General features: G+C 65.0%; 22 protein-coding genes. 11 read left to right on the forward strand and 11 right to left on the reverse strand.

Annotation, left to right across the window (positions count from 1 at the left end):
* Nucleotides 1-2 precede the first annotated feature (2 nt).
* The 3 genes from AXW83_RS05950 to AXW83_RS05960 all read left to right on the forward strand — a co-directional run bounded on the left by AXW83_RS05950 (nt 3) and on the right by AXW83_RS05960 (nt 1,486).
* Complete coding sequence (locus tag AXW83_RS05950) at nt 3-281, forward strand: hypothetical protein (protein WP_066611473.1); 279 nt, start codon at nt 3-5, stop codon at nt 279-281.
* Between the two features lie 126 nt (nt 282-407).
* Entirely contained in the window at nt 408-1,133 is a 726-nt protein-coding gene (locus AXW83_RS05955; protein ID WP_066611474.1) for an AzlC family ABC transporter permease, read from the forward strand.
* Entirely contained in the window at nt 1,130-1,486 is a 357-nt protein-coding gene (locus AXW83_RS05960) for an AzlD domain-containing protein (RefSeq protein ID WP_066611476.1), read from the forward strand. Before AXW83_RS05955 ends, AXW83_RS05960 begins: the two co-directional genes overlap by 4 nt.
* A 2-nt stretch (nt 1,487-1,488) precedes the next feature.
* On the opposite strand, the gene AXW83_RS05965 is transcribed toward AXW83_RS05960, so the two are convergent.
* The 4 genes from AXW83_RS05965 to AXW83_RS05980 are packed head-to-tail and all read right to left on the reverse strand — an operon-like array spanning nt 1,489 to nt 4,424.
* Entirely contained in the window at nt 1,489-1,917 is a 429-nt protein-coding gene (locus AXW83_RS05965) for an HIT family protein (RefSeq protein ID WP_066611478.1), read from the reverse strand.
* 25 nt (nt 1,918-1,942) lie between these two features.
* Complete coding sequence (locus AXW83_RS05970) at nt 1,943-3,190, reverse strand: GNAT family N-acetyltransferase (protein ID WP_066611480.1); 1,248 nt, start codon at nt 3,188-3,190, stop codon at nt 1,943-1,945.
* Nucleotides 3,187-3,951: a glycerophosphodiester phosphodiesterase family protein gene (locus tag AXW83_RS05975; RefSeq protein ID WP_066611482.1), complete on the reverse strand. Its 765-nt coding sequence runs from the start codon at nt 3,949-3,951 to the stop codon at nt 3,187-3,189. The genes AXW83_RS05970 and AXW83_RS05975 overlap by 4 nt, the downstream gene beginning before the upstream one ends.
* Nucleotides 3,951-4,424: a RidA family protein gene (locus tag AXW83_RS05980; RefSeq protein ID WP_066611484.1), complete on the reverse strand. Its 474-nt coding sequence runs from the start codon at nt 4,422-4,424 to the stop codon at nt 3,951-3,953. Before AXW83_RS05980 ends, AXW83_RS05975 begins: the two co-directional genes overlap by 1 nt.
* Nucleotides 4,425-4,578: 154 nt before the next feature.
* On the opposite strand from AXW83_RS05980, the gene AXW83_RS05985 reads away from it, so the two are divergent.
* On the forward strand, nt 4,579-5,427 hold the full coding sequence (locus AXW83_RS05985; RefSeq protein ID WP_066611486.1) for a cell envelope integrity EipB family protein: 849 nt from the start codon (nt 4,579-4,581) through the stop codon (nt 5,425-5,427).
* Here AXW83_RS05985 and AXW83_RS05990 read toward each other — a convergent pair.
* Together AXW83_RS05990 and AXW83_RS05995 are read right to left on the reverse strand one after the other, a co-directional pair.
* Nucleotides 5,384-6,775 (reverse strand): DNA polymerase IV, encoded by a 1,392-nt coding sequence (locus tag AXW83_RS05990; RefSeq protein ID WP_066611488.1) that lies wholly within the window; start codon nt 6,773-6,775, stop codon nt 5,384-5,386. The genes AXW83_RS05985 and AXW83_RS05990 overlap by 44 nt on opposite strands.
* Nucleotides 6,772-7,050 (reverse strand): DUF3572 domain-containing protein, encoded by a 279-nt coding sequence (locus AXW83_RS05995; protein ID WP_082766975.1) that lies wholly within the window; start codon nt 7,048-7,050, stop codon nt 6,772-6,774. The genes AXW83_RS05990 and AXW83_RS05995 overlap by 4 nt, the downstream gene beginning before the upstream one ends.
* Before the next feature lie 151 nt (nt 7,051-7,201).
* Between AXW83_RS05995 and AXW83_RS06000 the strand changes: the two genes are divergently transcribed.
* Together AXW83_RS06000 and AXW83_RS06005 are read left to right on the forward strand one after the other, a co-directional pair.
* The gene (locus AXW83_RS06000) at nt 7,202-7,573 is read left to right on the forward strand and encodes a response regulator (protein ID WP_066611492.1); all 372 of its coding nucleotides are present in this window, start codon (nt 7,202-7,204) and stop codon (nt 7,571-7,573) included.
* 17 nt (nt 7,574-7,590) lie between these two features.
* Nucleotides 7,591-8,967, forward strand: a complete 1,377-nt coding sequence (locus AXW83_RS06005; protein ID WP_066611493.1) for a PleD family two-component system response regulator — start codon at nt 7,591-7,593, stop codon at nt 8,965-8,967.
* A 259-nt stretch (nt 8,968-9,226) separates the two neighbouring features.
* Here the strand turns inward: AXW83_RS06005 and AXW83_RS26980 are convergent, their stop codons facing one another.
* Nucleotides 9,227-9,691, reverse strand: a complete 465-nt coding sequence (locus AXW83_RS26980; protein ID WP_156639826.1) for a hypothetical protein — start codon at nt 9,689-9,691, stop codon at nt 9,227-9,229.
* An 85-nt stretch (nt 9,692-9,776) separates the two neighbouring features.
* On the opposite strand from AXW83_RS26980, the gene AXW83_RS26425 reads away from it, so the two are divergent.
* Complete coding sequence (locus AXW83_RS26425; RefSeq protein ID WP_236841832.1) at nt 9,777-10,103, forward strand: hypothetical protein; 327 nt, start codon at nt 9,777-9,779, stop codon at nt 10,101-10,103.
* Between the two features lie 88 nt (nt 10,104-10,191).
* On the opposite strand, the gene rpmG is transcribed toward AXW83_RS26425, so the two are convergent.
* The 4 genes from rpmG to rnr form a co-directional block, all read right to left on the reverse strand.
* Nucleotides 10,192-10,359 (reverse strand): 50S ribosomal protein L33, encoded by a 168-nt coding sequence (gene rpmG, locus AXW83_RS06015; RefSeq protein WP_038367996.1) that lies wholly within the window; start codon nt 10,357-10,359, stop codon nt 10,192-10,194.
* A gap of 164 nt (nt 10,360-10,523) precedes the next feature.
* Nucleotides 10,524-11,258: an NUDIX hydrolase gene (locus AXW83_RS06020; RefSeq protein ID WP_066611497.1), complete on the reverse strand. Its 735-nt coding sequence runs from the start codon at nt 11,256-11,258 to the stop codon at nt 10,524-10,526.
* Nucleotides 11,255-11,698 (reverse strand): DUF983 domain-containing protein, encoded by a 444-nt coding sequence (locus AXW83_RS06025; RefSeq protein WP_066611499.1) that lies wholly within the window; start codon nt 11,696-11,698, stop codon nt 11,255-11,257. Before AXW83_RS06025 ends, AXW83_RS06020 begins: the two co-directional genes overlap by 4 nt.
* Nucleotides 11,698-14,013, reverse strand: coding sequence for a ribonuclease R (gene rnr / locus AXW83_RS06030; protein WP_066611501.1), 2,316 nt, complete (start codon nt 14,011-14,013; stop codon nt 11,698-11,700). The genes AXW83_RS06025 and rnr overlap by 1 nt, the downstream gene beginning before the upstream one ends.
* A gap of 663 nt (nt 14,014-14,676) precedes the next feature.
* On the opposite strand from rnr, the gene urtA reads away from it, so the two are divergent.
* The 4 genes from urtA (at nt 14,677) to urtD (ending at nt 19,548) form a co-directional block, all read left to right on the forward strand.
* Nucleotides 14,677-15,936 (forward strand): urea ABC transporter substrate-binding protein, encoded by a 1,260-nt coding sequence (gene urtA, locus AXW83_RS06035; protein WP_066619951.1) that lies wholly within the window; start codon nt 14,677-14,679, stop codon nt 15,934-15,936.
* A gap of 104 nt (nt 15,937-16,040) precedes the next feature.
* The gene (gene urtB, locus AXW83_RS06040) at nt 16,041-17,642 is read left to right on the forward strand and encodes an urea ABC transporter permease subunit UrtB (protein ID WP_066611503.1); all 1,602 of its coding nucleotides are present in this window, start codon (nt 16,041-16,043) and stop codon (nt 17,640-17,642) included.
* Nucleotides 17,639-18,778, forward strand: coding sequence for an urea ABC transporter permease subunit UrtC (gene urtC, locus AXW83_RS06045; protein WP_066611505.1), 1,140 nt, complete (start codon nt 17,639-17,641; stop codon nt 18,776-18,778). Before urtB ends, urtC begins: the two co-directional genes overlap by 4 nt.
* 5 nt (nt 18,779-18,783) lie before the next feature.
* On the forward strand, nt 18,784-19,548 hold the full coding sequence (urtD, locus tag AXW83_RS06050; protein WP_066611507.1) for an urea ABC transporter ATP-binding protein UrtD: 765 nt from the start codon (nt 18,784-18,786) through the stop codon (nt 19,546-19,548).
* Nucleotides 19,549-19,657: the final 109 nt, after the last annotated feature.

Consider the following 19,657-nt stretch of genomic DNA (forward strand, 5'->3'; position numbering starts at 1 on the left):
CGGTGTTTTTCAAGCGCAAATCCGCTACGCTGGCGGCGCAGGCCAACGAGCCCGCGCCGCATTCGCCAGTCGGTGCATCCAGGCAGCGGCCGGGCTGGTTCGAGAAGCGCGACCGTCGTCGCCGTCGTCGCAAGATGTTCGAGGAAGTGCTCGGCTGGATTCTCGTCCCTGCTTTCATCTATCTCATCTATCTGGGCGTGAAGGCGGTCGGCGGCATCCCGAAGGAGTTGATCGATTTCGGCAACGAACTGATCGGCCTCGCCATGAAGGGGATGCACTGACCGTTTGCCGTCGTTATTGCGCCGGACGCAGGGAGGGGTAGCGACAGCGGTGATATCGCAAGCGCCGTGGCTTGCGCATGAAGGGTCTGCACATGGGTGCTTCGGCACCGCTGACCCGAAGGATCGATGACCGCCTCTTCCGACCAGAGCTCGCTCCGCATCGCCGCGCAAGGCTTTCGCGATGCGCTGATGCTGCCGGCCTGGGTCGTGGGGCTCGCGCTGGTGAGCGTCGGCTCGCTCGCTCGCGATATCGGCTACCCGATCGAAGTCGCTGTTTTATCGACGATTCTGGTCTGGGCCGGGCCCTCCCAGGTGATCTTCTTCGCCTCGATCGCCACCGGCGCCGCCTGGACCGCCATCGCGTTGTCGATCGGCTTCGCCTCGTTGCGCTTCCTGCCGATGACGATTGCGATCCTGCCGTTGCTACGACGGCCGGGGCAGGGCGTCGCCATGCAGATGCTGCTGGCGCATTACGTCGCCGTCACGGTCTGGGCCGAGGGGCTGCGCCGCATCCCGCCCATGCCCGAGGGCCGCCGCGTCGCCTATTATCTCGGTTTCGCCAATTGCTGCATGTTCGTCAGCGCGGCGGGCACCTATGCGGGCTATTACCTCGTCGGCGCGTTGCCGACGCCGCTGGCCGCCGGCCTGCTCTGCCTGACGCCGATTTTCTTCCTCGTCTCGCTCAATGCCGGTGCCCGAAATCTTGGCGACGGCCTCGCGATCGGGCTCGGCTTCGTCTTGTCGCCTCTTATGGCCTGGCTGGTCGGCAGCAGTTTCGACATCATTGCAGGCGGACTGATCGGCGGCAGCGTCGGCTTTGCGACGCAGCGCCTGCGGAAACGCGCCTCATGACGCCGCCGATCGCCGCTCTCGACGGACCCTGGTGGCCCTATCTCGCTTTGCTGCTTTTCGCGGTGCTGCCGACCGAAATCTGGCGCTGGCTCGCCATTGCCTTCGCGCGCCGGATCGACCCGGCTTCGCCCGTTCTCGAATGGGTGCGCTCCGTCGCGACGTCGCTGCTGGCGGGCGTCGTCGCCAAGCTGATCATGAACCCGCCCGGTGCTCTGGCGGCGATGCCGCTGGCCTTGCGCGTCAGTGCGCTGGCCGTGGCGGTCGCGATCGTGCTCGCGAACCGCCGTCTCGTCCTGCCTGCGGTCCTCGCCGGTGAGGCCGTCTTGATCGTCGGAGGGCTGCTGCTCGGCTGAGATCAGGCCTTCGCCAGTGCGGCGCGGATCTTCTCGGCATTCGCCGCCAAGATCTCGGGCTTCTCCATCGCTCCGGTATGGGGTCGCAGCGCCACGCCCTCATGGCGAGGCATGACATGCACATGCATGTGGAACACCACCTGCCCGCCGGCCGTCTCATTGAACTGCTGGATGGTGACGCCGTCGGCGCCGAAGGCGCTCCTCACGGCAAGCGAGAGCCGCTGGGCCGTGATCACGACGGCCTTGAGCGCCTCGGGAGGCGCATCGAAGATGTTGCGGCAGGCAGCTTTCGGGATCACCAGAACATGGCCGTCGGCGCGCGGCATAATGTCCATGAGAGCTAACGTCTCGGCGTCCTCATAGACGGTATGGGACGGCAGTTCGCCGCGCAGGATGCGGGCGAAGACATTGGCTTCATCGTAGGTCGTCATGGCAGCGTCCGGCGATCGTTGAAGGTCAAGCCTCGCCACCCTTGCGGAACGGGCTTTCCGCCGCAAGGGCTTCCTGCGCGGCGGCGATGTGCGCCCGTTCGTTGACGAGATAGGCCGAAACCGCCCGGCGCAGGCCGGGATCGGCCAGATGATGCAGGGAGCGGGTGACGACGGGTCTGTAGCCCCGCGCGATCTTGTGCTCGCCCTGCGCGCCGGCCTCGACGCGCGCAAGCCGGTGCGCGATCGCGTAGTCGATCGCCTGATGGTAGCAGAGTTCGAAATGCAGGAAGGGGTGGTCCTCGATGCAGCCCCAGTTGCGGCCGTAGAGCGTGTTGGCGCCGCGAAAATTGATCGCGCCGGCGATGTAGCGTCCGGCGCGGCGGGCCATGACCAGCACGATCCGTTCGCCCATCGCGGCGCCGACGGCGGAAAAGAACGCCCGGTTCAGATAGGGGCGTCCCCATTTGCGCGCGCCGGTATCCTCGTAAAACGAATGAAAATCATCCCAGACCGACTCTGTCAGGTCGGAGCCGGACAGCACCTCGACCGTGATCCCTGCCGACAGCGCCTCCCGGCGTTCGCGCTTCAGCGCCTTGCGCTTGCGTGAGGCGAGCGTCGCGAGGAAGTCGTCGTATTGGGCAAAGCCCTGGTTCTGCCAATGGAACTGCAAATCGTGCCGTTCGAGATAGCCGGCGACCTTCAGTGCGCCGACATCGGGTTCCTGCGCGAAGGTAACATGGACGGAAGAGGCCTGGGTTTGGCCCGATAGCGCCTCGAGCCCGGCGATGAGCCCCGCGCGCGCCTCGTCGGATCTCGGCCCTTCCGCCACCAGCAGGCGCGGCCCGGTCGCGGGCGTAAATGGCGCTGCGACCTGTAGTTTGGGATAATAGTGCCCGCCGGCGCGCTCATAGGCATCGGCCCACGCATGGTCGAAGACGTACTCGCCCTGGCTATGGCTCTTGAGGAAGCTCGGCGCGACAGCCAGCAACCGGCCCGCATCGTCCTCGACCAGAAGATAGGCCGGCGACCAGCCCGAGCGGCCGCCGACGCAGCCGCTCTCTTCGAGCGCACTCAGGAAGGCATGGGAGACGAAAGGATTGTCCGTATCCACCGCACCGACGGCAGAGGCCGCTTCGTCGTCCCCGCACGAGGTCGAGGCCAGCACCTCCCGCAGCGCCAGCGGGTTGGCGCAGGCATTCCACGCGGCCGCTGGAACCGCCTTCAGTGACGTCGCGACGCGAACCTTGAGTCCGCCGTCGGCATCGTCGTTCAAGGCACGAAACCCTCGAAGACCATCTGGTCGGCGTGAATCGCGGCCTTCTTGCGATCTTCCGGTGTCCGGACGGTCCATGTCATCAGCGGCAACCCCAAAGCGTTGCGACAGAGATAGGGCGCGGCACTCGGCAAGTCAGCGACCTTCCATGACAGAAAATCGGGCTTGCTCTCGTCGAAATGCAGCAGATTGGCGAAGGCATGCTTCTGCGACGCATCAAGATGTTCGTAGTCGGGATAGGAATAATCGGACATTGCGACGACCCCGCGCGGGATCGTCGGTGCGATCTCGCGCAGGGCGGCGATGATGCCGGGATCGAAGGATTTGATCACGATCGGCTGGTCCCCCCTCCGTGACAGCACGTCCGCCGTGCGCCGCGTCAGGGTCAGATCCCCGTCGAAGCGGCTCTTGATCTCGATCACAAGCGGCACGCGCCCGCCGATCGCGTCGAGAAAGGCGTCCAGCGTCGGAATACGGTCGCCGCTGCCTTTCAGTGCGATGCCGGAGAGCACCGCCGCGCTGCGCTCGGCGACCCGCCCCGTCTCGGCCGTCAGGCGGTCGAGCACGAAATCGTGAAACACCATCGCCTCGCCATCGGCGCTGAGCTGGACATCGCATTCGATGCCGAACCGGCCGGCGATCGCGGCCTCGGCGGCGGACACGCTGTTCTCGATCACGCCCGCTGCGGCATCATGCAATCCGCGATGGGCGATCGGCCGGGCGACGAGCCAGCCGAGATCATGCCTGATCCCGCGCGGCATCAGGCGATCTCGAACATCGCTTCGACTTCGACCGCTGCATCGGCCGGCAATTCAGCGACGCCGATGGTCGAGCGGGCATGGCGCCCCTTGTCGCCCAGCACCTGGACCATCAGATCCGAGGCGCCGTTCATGATCGCCGGCAGCGCCGAAAAATGCGGTGTTGCATTGATGAAACCGCCCAGCCGCACGCAGCGTGTGATCCGGTCGAGATCGCCGCCGAGCGCGGCCTTGGCCTGTGCCAGCACGTTGATGGCGCAAAGCCGCGCCGCCTCGAGCCCCGCTTCGTTGAATATCTCGGCGCCAAGCTTGCCCTTGTGGCTGTCCGACAGCTTGCCGTCGAGGCCAAAGCAGATCTGGCCGGAGATGACCAGCAGATTGCCGGTGATGACATAAGGCACGTAATTCGCCACCGGCGCGGCCGGGGAGGGCAGGGTGATGCCGAGTTCGGCAAGTTTCGCGTCGACGGCACTCATGGGGCGGCTCCGGTTCGATTTTCGAGACACTTCATGGCCGATGGTTGGCGACCTCGCAAGCGCGGTGCTTTTGCCACGGAGACGCGTCACGCCTTGTTTGCGCCATTGCCGCATTGCACCTAGATTCGGCGATCGGGACAGCGGAGCGGCGAACGTGACGAACACATCGGGTTTTGGCCTCGCGGGCGGGCTCGGCGCCGCTATCCTGCTGGCGGTCGGCTCAGGCGTCCACGCACAGGACAAGGCCGTCGACCGCGTCGTGCTGGTGCCGCACCGCGCCATCTACGATCTCGTGCTCGACGACGGCAAGGCGGCCAAGAATGTCGAGACCGCGCGCGGCCGTATCGCCTTCGATTTCACCGGCGATGCCTGTGAGGGTTACGCGCTCTCCTTCCGACAGGTCACGCAGCTGACAGGCAGCGAGGGTGGCCCCCGCACGATCGATGCCCGGACGACCAGTTTCGAGGCCGGCGACGGCGCGAGCTACCGGTTCAAGACGGAAAGCTCGGCTGGCGGCGCTCCCGCCGAGACCGTCGATGGCACGGCCAGCAAGAACGGCTCCGCCGGCTACGAGGTGCAGCTGAAGGCGCCAAAACCCGAAACCCACAGCGAAGCCGCCGACGCGCTTTTCCCCAACGCCCAGATGAAGGCGGTCATCCAGGCCGCCCGGGCGGGAAAGAACACGCTCAATGTCCGGCTCTATGACGGCGCCAATACCGGCAAGGAAGTTTACGACACGCTCTCCGTGATCGGAAAGCGGATCGAGACACCCGCTGACGAAAAGCCGCTGAAGCGACCCGAATTCGAAACGCTCGCCCGCTGGCCGGTGACGATCTCCTATTTCAAGGTCGGTTCGGGCGAGACCACGCCCTCCTACACCATCGCCTTCGAGCTCTACGAGAACGGCGTTACCGGCGCGGTCAGGCTCGACTATGGCAGCTTCGCGATGCGCGGCACGCTCACGCGTCTGGATCTTCTGCCGCAGCAGCCTTGCGCGAAGTAGCAGGGTTGCTTGACGCAGAAGTAGCAGGGTTGCTTGACGCAGAAGGATTGCGCTGCGGACCGCGCAGGCCTAGGCCCTTGCCGATCGAGTCGTCTCCAAAGCGGGCGCGCAGCGCGTCTAGCGCCCCTTCCATCGCCTTCAGCCGCGGCGTCGCGACATCGGCGAGATCGCCATGGTCGGCCTCCTCGGGTCCGCTGAAGTCGCTCGCGCCGATGCCGATCAGGCGATAGCGCTGGCCGGTGCATTCGCGCCGGAGCAGATCGCGCCCGGCCGCGAACAGCCGTCCGGCCAATTGTGTCGGCTCCGGCAGCCGCGTCGCGCGCGTGATCGAATGGAACTCGGCCGTCTTCAGTTTCAGGGTGATGGTCCGGCCCGCAAGCTGCTGGGCTTTCAGTCGTTTCGACGTCTTCTCGCAAAGCCGCCACAGCACGGGCTCCAACTCCTCGAAGCGCGACAGATCGATATCGAGAGTCGTCTCGCTGGAGACGCTCTTGGTTTCGCGTTCGGGCGTGACCTTGCGCGCATCGATGCCGTTGGCGAGGTTCCTCAGCCGTGGCCCGTCCTTGCCGGCCAGCCGAAACAGCGCCTCCGGCTGTGCCGTGCGCAAATCGCCGATCAGTCTGAAACCTGCCTCTGCCAGCTTGGCCGCGGTCGCCTGGCCAATCCCGGGAATGAGGTTCACCGGCTTCCCGGCGAGGAATGTCACGGCCTCGCCCCTCCCGATGATCGAGAAGCCGCGCGGCTTGTCCATGTCCGAGGCGACCTTGGCCAGGAATTTGGCATAGGACAGTCCGACCGACACCGTGATCCCGATCTCGTTTTCGATTCGCCTGGCAAAGCGCGCCAGCGTCAACGCCGGGCTGGCATGGTGCAGAAGCTGCGTCCCCGACAGGTCGAGAAAGGCTTCGTCGATCGAGATCGGTTCGACCAACGGCGTCAGCTCCTGCATCAGCTGGCGCACCTGCCGGCCGACAGCGACATATTTTGCCATGTTCGGCTTGACCACGACAGCGTCGGGGCAGGCCTTCAGCGCCTTGAACATCGGCATCGCCGAACGCACGCCGAAGGTCCGGGCGATGTAGCAGGCCGTCGAGACGACGCCCCGCTTCGCGCCGCCGATGATCAGCGGCTTGTCGAGCAAGGACGGGTCGTCGCGCTTCTCGATCGCGGCATAGAAGGCATCGCAGTCGATATGCGCGAGGCTCAAGGCATCGCGCTCCGGATGGCGCAGCAGGCGTGGCGAGCCGCAATGGCTGCAGCGACGCGGCGCAAGCTCGTCGGCGCCGTGATCGGTCAGGCAGTCCCGGCACAGGGTCGGCAGCCTCGATGAGGCCTCGCGCCCGCTCAAGGCATGTCGCCGGCAGGAGGGCCCGACAGCAGCATTCGCGCCTGCGCGACACTTTCTGGATTCACGCTTAAGTTTTCTGAAAATTCGAGCAGAAGTGATTCCGTACTGGAAAGGTATTCCAGTACGGCGCCCAGGAAGGCCGGCTCCCTGGCTGCGGCCCTGAGATTGGCCGGTCCAAGGCCCGTCGTCGCGAGAAACGGCTCGAGTCGCTCGGGTTCGGAGGCCAGGAAGCCCAGCGCGCGCAACGCCAGCCTTTCGGCGTCGGGTACTGTCATGGATCGTCGCATGAGGGTGATCGACCTTGAAATCGAGGATCGGGTTTGCGTTTCGTCAACGGCTCGCGTGCTAGGGTGATCATTGAACGGGGCCGCCAGCTTGGAAAGTCCGGATTAGCCGGCATTTCTGTGATGCGGATAGGGAAGCGGCATGGCTAAGACGGTTTTGATCGTCGAGGACAACGAACTGAACATGAAGCTCTTCAACGACCTTCTCGAGGCGCATGGCTATGCCACCTTGAAGACGGCCGACGGCATCGAGGCGATCGAGCTCGCCCGCACGCATCGCCCCGACCTGATCCTGATGGACATCCAGCTTCCCGAAGTCTCGGGGCTGGAGGTCACGAAATGGATCAAGGAGGATGACGCGCTGAAATCAATTCCCGTCATTGCGGTAACGGCCTTCGCCATGAAAGGCGATGAGGAGCGGATTCGGGAGGGCGGCTGCGAGGCCTATCTCTCGAAGCCGATCTCGGTCGCCAAGTTCCTGGAGACCGTTCGCGCCTATGCCGGCGCGGCCTGAGCCGTCGAAAGCACATCATGTCCGCCCGCGTCCTGGTCGTCGACGATATCGTGACTAACCTGAAGCTGCTCGAGGCGAAGCTGTCAGCCGAGTATTTCGACGTCACGACGGCGCTGAACGGCCTGGATGCACTGGCGATCTGCGAGCGCGGCGAGGCCGATATCGTGCTGCTCGACGTGATGATGCCGGGCATGAACGGCTTCGAGGTCTGTCGGCGCCTGAAAGGCGGTGCGACGACCGCCCATATCCCGGTCGTGATGGTGACCGCGCTCGACCAGCCGAGCGATCGGCTCAAGGGGCTGGATGCCGGCGCAGACGACTTCCTGACCAAGCCTCTCGACGACACGGCGCTGTTTGCCCGTGTCCGCAGCCTGGTCAGGCTGAAATCGGTCACCGACGAGTTGCGCAACCGGGCACTGGCCTCGCGCCGCCTCGGCATCGCCGACCCTCTCGCCGCCGCCGCTGCCGAGACCGGCCTGAACGGGCGCATCCTGCTTATCGAGGACCGCCCCAGCGTGACGGAGCGGATGGAGCAGGCGCTGTCGGCCTTCCACGTCGTCGAGACGGAGGCCGATCCACATCAGGCGTTGATCCGCGCGGCCGAGGGCGACTTCGACAGTATCCTCGTAAGCCTCGACCTGAAATCCCATGACGGGCTGCGCCTGTGCAGCCAGTTGCGGTCGCTGGAGCGCACCCGCAACGTCTCGGTGTTGATGCTCGGCGAGGCCGAGGATCGCGGACGCATCCTGCGCGGCCTTGAGATCGGCGCACACGACTTTCTCATCCGTCCGGTCGACCGCAACGAACTGCTTGCCCGCGTGCGCACCCAGGTCCGCCGCAAACGCTTCACCGACAAGCTGCGCGACAGCGTCCAGTCCTCCATGGAGATGGCGGTGATGGACCAGCTCACCGGGCTCCATAATCGCCGCTTCATGGACAGCCGCATGGCCGCGATGTTCGACGAATCGGCTTTGCGCGCCCGTTCCCTGGCGATGCTCGTGCTCGATGTCGATCGTTTCAAGACGGTCAACGACACCTGGGGCCACGATGCCGGCGACGAGGTGCTGCGCGAGTTCGCCGACAGGGTCCGCTCCTGCACGCGCGGCATCGATCTCGTCGCTCGCATGGGTGGGGAAGAGGTGGTGGTCGTGCTGCCCGACACGACGCTGGAGGCCGCCTGCACCATCGCCGAACGTATCCGAGAGCGGGTCGAGGCCGAGGAATTCGCGATCCACGGCAATACCAGATCCGTTCCGGTAACCGTCTCGATCGGCGTCGCCAGCCGGCGCGCCGGCGATACCTCCTCAGCCGAGATGATGAAGCGTGCCGACGACGCGCTCTATCGGGCCAAGGCAAGCGGCCGTAACCGGGTCATCGTCGCGAATGCGGCATAACCGGCCTGTTTAAGTTAGCAGGTAAGGTTAAGCCCCGATGAATACTGGTGAATCGCGCGTTTAGGATTGATTCACCCTCTTGCGCCTGTAGGGTCGCGATCAAGGCAGCGGTTGTTGTTTCAGCCGCTCCAGGACGCCCCTCGGGTGCTCAGGTCCGCCGCATCTCCTGGGAAACCGGAGGGCTCGGCCGGTCGGTGACGAAATTCTGGCCTCCTCAGAACCGTCGCCGGCCGGCCACCTTCTTGCCGCTGGCCGCCTCTCAGAAATAACGCGAGAACAGCGCGGGCAGGCCGTAGCCGAGCCCGGCGAACAGCGCCAGAATCGCCAGCAGCATCAACGCTGCCTTCAGCCGGCTGAGCGCAAAACGCGACGAATCAATTTCCACGATCAGCTTCAGGAAACGACGCAACGGGCCATACGGCCGTGCGTGAGACTCCGCCGGTTTATCGCCGCTGTTCAAGGCAGATCCTGCGCCGGGGGCGTTTGAGGGATAGGAAAGACGCTGGTCAGCGCATGCAGGACCCGATTTACGGAAGGCCACGTCGCGCAATACCTCAATCCAATGCCGGCGCTGCGCGAATTGTTCCTCGACAGACAGAATGCACCAAACAAGGCGACCAAACGTGACATAATCGTCGCAATGCGGGTCAAAAGCGCGAGCGAGCTCCGGCGACCGTCGCTTCGTCATGTTGCGTTGCAGCAAATCAATCCCCGTCAGGCGCACCTCATGTTAGCCTGACAACGATTCGCGGCTCCATAGTCCGGCCGCGAAGGAACTGGCCTGACATCCTCAATTTATGGAGCGACCCATGCGTATTTTCGCATTGGCGCTCTGTCTCGCGGCATCACCGTGGGGCGGAGGGCTTGTCTACGCGCATAGTTGGTACCCTTACGACTGCTGCAGCGACCGCGATTGCTGGCCCATGGGCCTCGACCAGGACGCCCGAGAACCGGACCCTCGCATCGTTCCGGGCGGCTACCTGACCCATGACGGCCATTTCGTGCCGGAAAATGCGACGCGGGTCTCCAGGGACGGCCGTTTTCATGTCTGCCGCAGCGGCGGAACCCTGACCGGAACCGTGATCGCGCCGTCGCAGCGCCCGTTCTGCCTGTTCGTGCCCAAGCCATCCTACTAAGCGGCAGGACGGAGCAAGCCACAAAGAAAAACCGCCCGGGATACGGGCGGTTCTTCAAATCTTTGTCATGCCTCCAAGGCAACCAGGATCACTTGATCTTGGTTTCCTTGAACTCGACGTGCTTGCGCGCGACGGGGTCGTATTTCTTCTTCGACATCTTCTCGGTCATCGTGCGCGAGTTCTTCTTCGTCACATAGAAGAAGCCGGTGTCGGCGGTCGAAAGCAGTTTGATCTTGATGGTCACGGCCTTGGCCATGGGACATTCCTCGAAACTTGCGGGCCGGCAAGACCCTCATAAAGCAAAATGGCCGGGCAGACCCGGCAAACCGTCGGCTGGGGGAATGCCGCAACAGGCCGGCGAAGTCAAGAAAGAATGGAGCAACCTGCCATTCGGAGTTTCGGAAAGCCGAAGCGCGGAGGCTACAGCTCTTCGCGAACGAAGCTGCCCTTCTTTTCCCAGAAATAGGGCACCGGCAGGAAAGGGCCGAAGCCTGCGGCGAGCCTGGCATCGACCTCGCGCAGGATGACCTGGGTGATCGTCGGCAAGTCGAGCTGCTGGGCCTCGTCGAAGCTGACCCAGACCAGTTCGATCAGCTCCGAATCCGGCCCCGTCACACCCTCGACCTTGCCGGCGAGCGCGCCGTAGTCGATCGTGAAGAAGCGCGTGTCGAAGCGCTTGGGCCGCCGCGGCGGCGTCACGGCGCGAGCGACGAAGGTGAGGGCGCCCAGATCGGGAAAGATGCCGTGGCTGGCGAACTCGGTCCAGCTGCCCGGCGGTGGCTTCTCCGGCCTGCCGAGATCCGACGCGCCGAACAGCAGCCCGGTCTCCTCGAACGTCTCGCGGATCGCCGCCAGTGCCAGAGCACGTGCCTTCATCGGGCTCGGATCGACGCTGCGTGCCATCAGCCGGGTTTCGCAGACCTGGCCCAACGCGCCGGTTGCGGTCATCCGGCGGTCGCCCGGATCGATCCTCCCGCCAGGGAAGACGAACTTGCCGGGCATGAACTTGTGGCCAGGATGACGCTTGCCCATCAACACACGCGGCTTTTTCGCTGAGCGGTCGATGATCAGCACAGTTGCGGCGTCCTTCGGCCGGACATTGACGGCGACGCGCGCGCGCTCGGCCTGTGTCAGGAAAACGGCGTTCTCGTTCACGGTTTCAGCGTCGCCACGGCTGGCTGGCGCTCGGGCCGGTCCGGCTCGCCTCCGAAACCATGCATTCGCATCCCCCATTGCAGACCGACGACGCCGCCCTTGACCGGCTGCATCAGGAGCAGCGACAGCACGATCGCCATGGCGGGCCAGATCGTCATGTGCAGCCACATCGGCCAATCGGCATATTTCTCGGCCATCACCAACCCACCGACGACGATATGGCCGACGATGGTAATGACGATATAGGGCGGCAGGTCGTCGGCGCGCTGATGCAGCATGACCTCGCCGCAGGCCTCGCAGGCATCCACCGGCTTCAGGAACGCGCGGAAAAGCCTGCCTTTGCCGCAATGCGGGCAGCGCCCCATCAGCCCATGCCCGATGGCCATGCGCCAGTCGCGCTCGGCAGGCCGCCCGATGGCATAGTCGATCTGAACAGACATCAACGCCTCTTGCCGGGCTTCGACTTGCCCGTCTTGACGAAGGACGACTTCGCCCTTCCGCCTCCCGGAAATGGTGGCCGTCCAGGCCGCGTTCCAGAGCGTCCCGGTGTCACATGCCGCCCTTCCGAGAGCAACTCGAAACGCAGGGCGCCCGCGACGGGCGCCGCCTCGACCAGCTTGACGTGGACACGGTCGCCGAGCCGCCAGCTTTCGCCGCTGCGCTCGCCGACCATGGCGTGCGCCGCCTCGTCGTAGCGATAGTAGTCGGCTCCCAGTGTCGAGGCCGGGATGAAGCCGTCGGCGCCCGTCCCGTCGAGCTTGACGAACAGTCCGGCGCGGTTGACCCCGCCGATGCGTCCGTCGAACGACGAGCCGATCTGGTCGGCGAGGAAATGCGCGATCAGTCGGTCGGTGGTCTCGCGCTCGGCGGCCATGGCCCGTCGCTCCGCCGCCGAAATCCGGGTCGAGACCTCGCGCAGTGCTGCGAGCGTCGCGGATTTCGGCAGCCCGTCATCGCCGAACCGCAGCGCCGAGATCAGCGCACGATGCACCACGAGATCGGCATAGCGCCGGATCGGCGAGGTGAAATGCGCGTAGCGCCGCAGGTTCAGGCCGAAATGGCCGTAGTTCTCCGCGACATACTCGGCCTGCGCCTGCGTGCGCAGCACGACCTCGTTCATCAGCAACTCGTTCTCGGAGCCGCGGATCATCGCCAGGATGCGGTTGAACAGAACCGGCCGCAATGCCCCATCCTTCGGCAGCTTGATCCCGATCGAGGCGAGCACTTCGCCCAGCGCCCGCATCTTCTCCAGCGAGGGCTCGTCGTGGCAGCGATAGATCAGCACGCTTCCAGCTTTTTCCAGCGTTTCGGCCGCTGCGACATTGGCGAGGATCATGAACTCCTCGATCAGCCGATGCGCTGCCAGCCGCTCGGGCACGATGACGCGGTCGACCGCGCCGTCCGGCTTCAGCACGAGCTTGCGCTCGGGCAGGTCGAGATCGAGCGGCTGGCGTTCGTCGCGGGCCCGCGAGGCGACGCCGTAAGCCGCCCAGAGGGGCATCAGGATGGTCTCGCGGATCGGGCCGGAGATATCGTCGGGCTTCCCATCGATCGCGGCTTGCGCCTGCTGGTAGGAGAGCTTCGCCGCAGAGCGCATCAGGATGCGGTGGAAGGAGTGGCTCTTCTTCTCGCCGTTCGATTTCAGCACCAGACGCACGGCGAGCGCCGGCCTGTCCTCGCCGCCGCGCAGCGAGCAGAGATCGTTCGATATCCGCTCGGGCAGCATCGGCACGACGCGATCGGGAAAATAGACCGAGTTGCCGCGCTCCAGCGCCTCGCGATCGAGGCTGGAGCCGGGCCGGACATAGGCCGCGACATCGGCGATCGCGACGGTGACGACGTAGCCGCCGGGATTGTCGGGGCTCGGATCGGGCGCGGCATGGACCGCGTCGTCATGGTCCTTGGCATCGGCCGGATCGATCGTGATCAGCGGCAGTTCGCGCCAGTCCTCGCGGCCGGCCGTACCCGCGGGCCGCACCGACTCGGCTTCCGCGATCGTCGCCGGCTGGAACACATTTGGGATGCCATGCGCATGGATCGCGATCAGGCTGACCGCGCGCTCGGACTTGATCGAGCCAAGCCGCTCACGCACATGGGCCTCGGACGGACCCAGCCGCGTCTCGTTGCGCAGCGACACCGAGACGAGATCGCCATCCTGCGCCTCGTTGGTGCGGCCCTTCGGGATCAGCGCCTCGCGCCCTTGCGCCTTTTTGTCGATGGGAATCAGCCGGCCCGAGCCGTCGGGCATGGCGCGGAAGATGCCGAGCACCTGCGCCTTGCCCTTGCCCATCACCTTCAGCACGCGGCCGGAATAGGCGTAGCCATCGACGCCCTTCAGCCGCGTCAGCTTCAGCAGGACATGGTCGCCGATGCCCGGCGCCGGCGCCGCCTGGCGCTTGGCGCGGAATTCGCGCGGCCGCTCGATCAGGATACGGGGGGCAGGGCCCTGATCCGCCTCGTCCCACTCGAGCGGCGAGGCCATCAGGTCGCCGTCGCGATCCTTGGCCTTGATCTCGCTCAGCAGGACGGGGGGGAGGGCACCGCGCGGATGGATCGGGCGCTCGATGCCGTCGCCGCCCGTCTGTCCCTCTTCTTCAAGTTCCTTGAGGAGCCGTTTCAGCCAGATCTTGCCGCCGCCCGAAAGCCCGAAAGCCTTCGCGATGTCACGGCGTCCGACCTCGCGGCCGGCCTCGCGTTCGGTCTCGATGAAGTCGAGGACCGCCTCGCGGCTCGGTTCGGGCGCGGATACGGTCAAGACAGGCAACTCGTGGCGAAAGACGGGGCTGGCACGTGCACTGTTTGCCACGATCGGGGCGCCAACGCCAGAACGGGACCGGCACGGCAGTTCCGCAACGAAAGAAGGGCCGCCCTTTCGGGCAGCCCTTCCATTGTCGTACCGCGGTCCGGCGAACCGGACCCAAAGGCGCGAAAACTCACGCGGAACAAGACCCCCACTGGGAATGAGTCCAGGTCCGACCGCTTCGAGCCAGCGGTTGATGACAATGAGACACTGGATCACCTCCTTTCAGTTGTTACCGACGAGATGAGGCTAGGCCGATTCCCGCCGCCTCGTAAATGTCAAAAAGCGTGCGCTACCACCGCCTCGAAATCGCGCTGTCTCCTGCGAAATGCGCCATCCAAAAGCGGATGGGCAAAATAGAGGCGTCCTGATTGCCTAAAGTTTATGCAATCCAGCAGGATGGGCAGAATCGTTGCGTGGATCGGGGTCGGCAACGCAGGAAATGTTAATAAATTCCGTCTTGCGGCAGAGAATGCGGCCGATGTCATCGGCGAGGCATCGTTGGCATGCGGTTTGCGAACCGACCTCCCGGGCCAGGGAGGCCTGTCGGCTCTCGGGTCCGAAGCCGCACCAGCAAGATCTTCAAGGGGACGATCCGTGAACCAAACCCGTCGCGTCATTCTCGGTGCTGCATTAGCCGGTGCCACCGTCCTGAGTTCGCTCCTGCCTGCCGCCGCGCAGGAGACCATCAAGGTCGGCATCCTGCACTCGCTTTCGGGCACCATGGCCATTTCCGAGACGACGTTGAAAGACGTCATGCTGATGCTCATCGAGGAGCAGAACAAGAAGGGCGGCGTTCTCGGCAAGAAGCTCGAGGCCGTGGTCGTCGATCCCGCTTCGAACTGGCCGCTCTTCGCCGAGAAGGCCCGCGAGCTGATCAACAAGGACAAGGTCTCGGCCGTATTCGGTTGCTGGACCTCGGTCTCGCGCAAGTCGGTGTTGCCGGTCTTCAAGGAGCTGAACTCGATCCTGTTCTACCCCGTCCAGTACGAGGGTGAGGAATCCGAGCGCAACGTCTTCTACACCGGCGCCGCCCCGAACCAGCAGGCGATCCCGGCTGTCGACTATCTCGCCAAGGAGGAGAAGGTCCAGCGCTGGGTGCTGGCCGGCACCGACTACGTCTACCCGCGCACGACCAACAAGATCCTCGAGGCGTATCTGCTCTCGAAGGGCGTCGCCAAGGAAGACATCCTGATCAACTACACGCCCTTCGGCCATTCGGACTGGCAGACGATCGTCTCCGACATCAAGAAGTTCGGGACCGCCGGCAAGAAGACCGCCGTGGTCTCGACCATCAACGGCGATGCCAACGTGCCGTTCTACAAGGAACTCGGCAACCAGGGCATCAAGGCGACCGACATCCCGGTCGTGGCCTTCTCGGTCGGCGAGGAAGAGCTGGCCGGTATCGACACCAAGCCGCTGCTCGGCCATCTCGCCGCCTGGAACTACTTCCAGTCGGTCAAGACGCCTGAGAACGAGGCCTTCATCAAGCAGTGGAAGGCCTACAAGAAGAACGAAAAGGCCGTCACCAACGATCCGATGGAAGCCCATGTCATCGGCTTCGCCATGTGGGTGAAGGCGGTCGAGAAGGCCAAGAGCTTCGATCCCGACAAGGTCATCGACGCGCTGCCCGGCATCGAGGCGCCCAACCTGACCGGCGGCATCTCCAAGATGCTCCCCAACCACCACATCACCAAGCCCGTCCTGATCGGCGAGATCAAGGCCGACGGCCAGTTCGACGTGGTCTCCAAGACCGGACTGGTGGCCGGCGACGCCTGGTCGAAGGAGCTCGACGGCTCCAAGGACCTGATCGGCGACTGGGTCGAGAAGAAGTGCGGCAACTTCAACGTCAAGACCGGCAAATGCGGCGGCGCCTGACATCGTCCAGCTGAAGGACGGCGGGCCTTGCCCGCCGTCGACGGACAATCCCCCGGCCGCCATGCGGCGGCCGGGCTCGCCGCCCGCAGCCCGAAGACAGGTCAATGCCGCCAATCGCCCGCGTCCTGCGTCTGCTCCTGATCGTTACGGCCTTCGTGCTCTCGCCTGCAGCCGTCTTTGCGCAGAGCGCCGACGAGGCCTTCACGCGGCTCAACGCCGACAGCTTTTCCGACACGGCCCGCGCCGTCGATATCCTGATTGCGACCGCTCACCCGCAGGCCGCGCCGATCATCGAGGGCCTGGCCGATGGCCGCCTTCTGGCCGGTGGCGGCGCGGTAGTCGTCAGAACGACCGCAGGCGCCTTCATCGACGCCAGGACCGGCCAGCCGCTCGCCGCCGCGCCGGCAGGCGTCAATCCGGTTCGCCTCAACAACAATCTCCGTCGTGTCGTCCAGGCGGCTTTGGGCGGTCTGGGTCTGCTCAATCCCGACGCCGGCAAGCGCATTCTGGCCGCCGAGGCCGTCTTCAAATCCCGCGACGTCTCGCTCCTGCCGGTCCTGGAGACCGCGATCGGCAAGGAAACCGACATTCGCGCCAAGGCCGCTTTGCGCCAGGCTCAGGCCGCGATCCTGATCGCCAAGACCGATGCCCCGCCCTTCGACCGGCTCGCCGCCGTTGATTTGCTGCGCGAGCGCGGCGATCAGGACGCGTTGGCGACCCTGCGTTCGCTGCCGGGCGATGCGTCGCCGGCGCTGAAGGAGGCTCAGGCGCGCGCGATCACCGAGATCGAGGGCAAGCTCGCCGTCTGGCGCGCCGCGCAGAACCTCTGGTATGGCCTCTCGCTCGGATCGGTGCTGTTGCTGGCGGCGATCGGCCTCGCCATCACCTTCGGCGTCATGGGCGTGATCAACATGGCCCATGGCGAGATGGTCATGCTCGGCGCCTACACCACCTTCATTACCCAGGAGATCATCCGGACCCGCTTTCCCGGCCTGTTCGACTATTCGCTGGCGATCGCCTTGCCGCTGGCCTTTCTCGTCGCAGGCCTTGTGGGAATCGCGATCGAGCGCGGCATCATCCGCTTCCTCTATGGCCGGCCGCTGGAGACACTTCTGGCGACCTGGGGCATCAGCCTGATCCTGCAGCAGGCGGTCCGCACTGCCTTCGGCCCCACCAACCGCGAGGTCGGCGCACCGAACTTCATGTCCGGCGCCTTCGAACTCGGCGGCCTCGCCATCACCTGGAACCGGCTCTGGATCATCGTCTTCGCCGCGCTGGTCTTCGCCGCGCTGCTGGCGATCCTGCGACTGACGCCGATCGGCCTGCAGATGCGGGCCGTCACCCAGAACCGCCGCATGGCCTCGGCCATGGGCATCCGCACCGGCCGCGTCGATGCACTGACCTTCGGCCTCGGCTCGGGCGTCGCGGGGCTTGCCGGGGTCGCGCTCTCACAGATCGACAATGTCAGCCCCAATCTCGGCCAGAGCTACATCATCGACTCGTTCATGGTCGTGGTCTTCGGCGGCGTCGGCAATCTCTGGGGCACGCTGGTCGGCGCGATGACGCTGGGCATCGCCAACAAGCTGCTCGAACCCTATGCCGGCGCGGTGCTGGGCAAGATCGCGCTGCTCGTCTTCATCATCCTGTTCATCCAGAAACGTCCGCGCGGCCTGTTCGCGCTCAAGGGCAGGGCGGTCGAAGCATGATCACCCGCTTCCTCATCCAGGGCATGGACAGGCGCGGCCTGGTCTTCCTCGGCCTGATCGCCGCGCTCGCCATCCTCGTGCCGCTGTCCAATCTGCTGCTGCCGTCGGGCTCGGCCCTGCATGTGCCGACATCGACCATGTCGCTCTGGGGCAAATATCTCTGCTACGCGCTGCTGGCGATCGCGCTCGATCTGGTCTGGGGCTATTGCGGCATCCTCTCGCTCGGCCACGGCGCCTTCTTCGCGCTCGGCGGCTATGCGATGGGTATGTATCTGATGCGCCAGATCGGCTCGCGCGGCACCTATGGCAACCCGATCCTGCCCGACTTCATGGTCTTCCTGAATTGGCAGGAACTCCCCTGGTACTGGTACGGCTTCTCGTCCTTCCCCTTCGCCATGCTGATGGTGCTGCTCGCACCGGGCCTGCTCGCCTTTGTCTTCGGCTGGTTCGCTTTCCGCTCACGCGTCACCGGCGTCTATCTCTCGATCATCACCCAGGCGCTGACCTATGCCCTGCTGCTCGCTTTCTTCCGAAACGACATGGGGTTCGGCGGCAATAACGGCCTGACCGACTTCAAGGACATCGCCGGCTTCAACGTCCAGGCGCAGACGACGCGTGCCGCGCTCTTCGCCATGACCTGCGTCATGCTGATCGCCGGCTTTCTGATCGCCCGCGGCATCGTCACGTCGAAGCTCGGCAAGGTCGTGATCGCGATCCGCGACGCCGAATCGCGCACCCGCTTCCTCGGCTACCGGGTCGACCGCTTCAAGCTCTTCGTCTTCACCGTCTCGGCCTGCATGGCGGGCGTCGCCGGCGCGCTCTACGTGCCGCAGGTCGGCATCATCAATCCCAGCGAATTCAACCCCGCCAATTCGATCGAAACCGTGATCTGGGTCGCGGTCGGCGGGCGCGGCACATTGGTCGGCGCGGCGCTCGGCGCTGTCGTGGTCAACTACGCCAAGACCGTCTTCACCTCGGGCTTCATGGCGCCCTACTGGCTTTTTGCGCTCGGCGCGCTCTTCGTCTTCGTGACGATCTTCATGCCCAAGGGAATTTTGGGCACCGCCCAGGAACTCTGGGCGAAGCGCAAGAAGCCCGAACCTGCTGCCGCGCCCGAACCGGCCCCGGCGGAGTGACACGCATGAATGCTCCCAGCCCAGGCGCCCTCACATCCTCGCTGCTCTATCTCGACGGCGTCAGCGTCTCCTTCGACGGCTTCAAGGCCATTCGCGGCCTGTCGCTTGCCATCGAGCCCGGCGAGATGCGCGCCATCATCGGCCCCAACGGCGCCGGCAAGACCACGATGATGGATATCATCACCGGCAAGACCAAGCCCGATGTCGGTACGGTCATGTTTGGCGGCACGGTCGACCTGACAAAACTCGACGAGGCGGCGATCGCCAATCTCGGCATCGGCCGCAAGTTTCAGAAGCCGACCGTGTTCAACTTCCACACGATCGAGGACAACATCCTGCTGGCGCTGAAGTCGCCGCGCGACGTGCGCAGGACGCTGTTCTGGAAGACGGCTGCCGTTCAGGCGAAGCGCATCGACGACATCCTCGGTATCATCAAGCTGGGAGACGCGCGAGATCGGCTCGCCGGCTCGCTCTCGCACGGCCAGAAGCAGTGGCTCGAGATCGGCATGCTGCTGGCGCAGGATCCAAAGCTCCTGCTCGTCGACGAGCCCGCCGCCGGCATGACCGATGGCGAGACGGCCGAGACGGCCGTGCTGCTCAAGGAGATCGCGAAGGATCATTCGGTCATCGTCGTCGAGCACGACATGGGTTTCATCCGCGAACTCGGCGTCAAGGTCACGGTGCTTCACGAGGGCTCGGTGCTGGCCGAAGGCCCGCTCGACCAGGTCAGCGCGAACGAGCGCGTCGTCGAAGTGTATCTGGGACGGTGATGGTCATGGAGCCGCACGCCCTGATGAACCTCCGCCGTCATCCCGGACAAGCCGCGAAGCGGCGCCGATCCGGGATCCATGCCGGAACAGTTCAGGCGTGGATTCTGGG

Origin of the sequence: Bosea sp. PAMC 26642, from assembly GCF_001562255.1 — a bacterium.
Classification (GTDB): Bacteria; Pseudomonadota; Alphaproteobacteria; order Rhizobiales; family Beijerinckiaceae; genus Allobosea.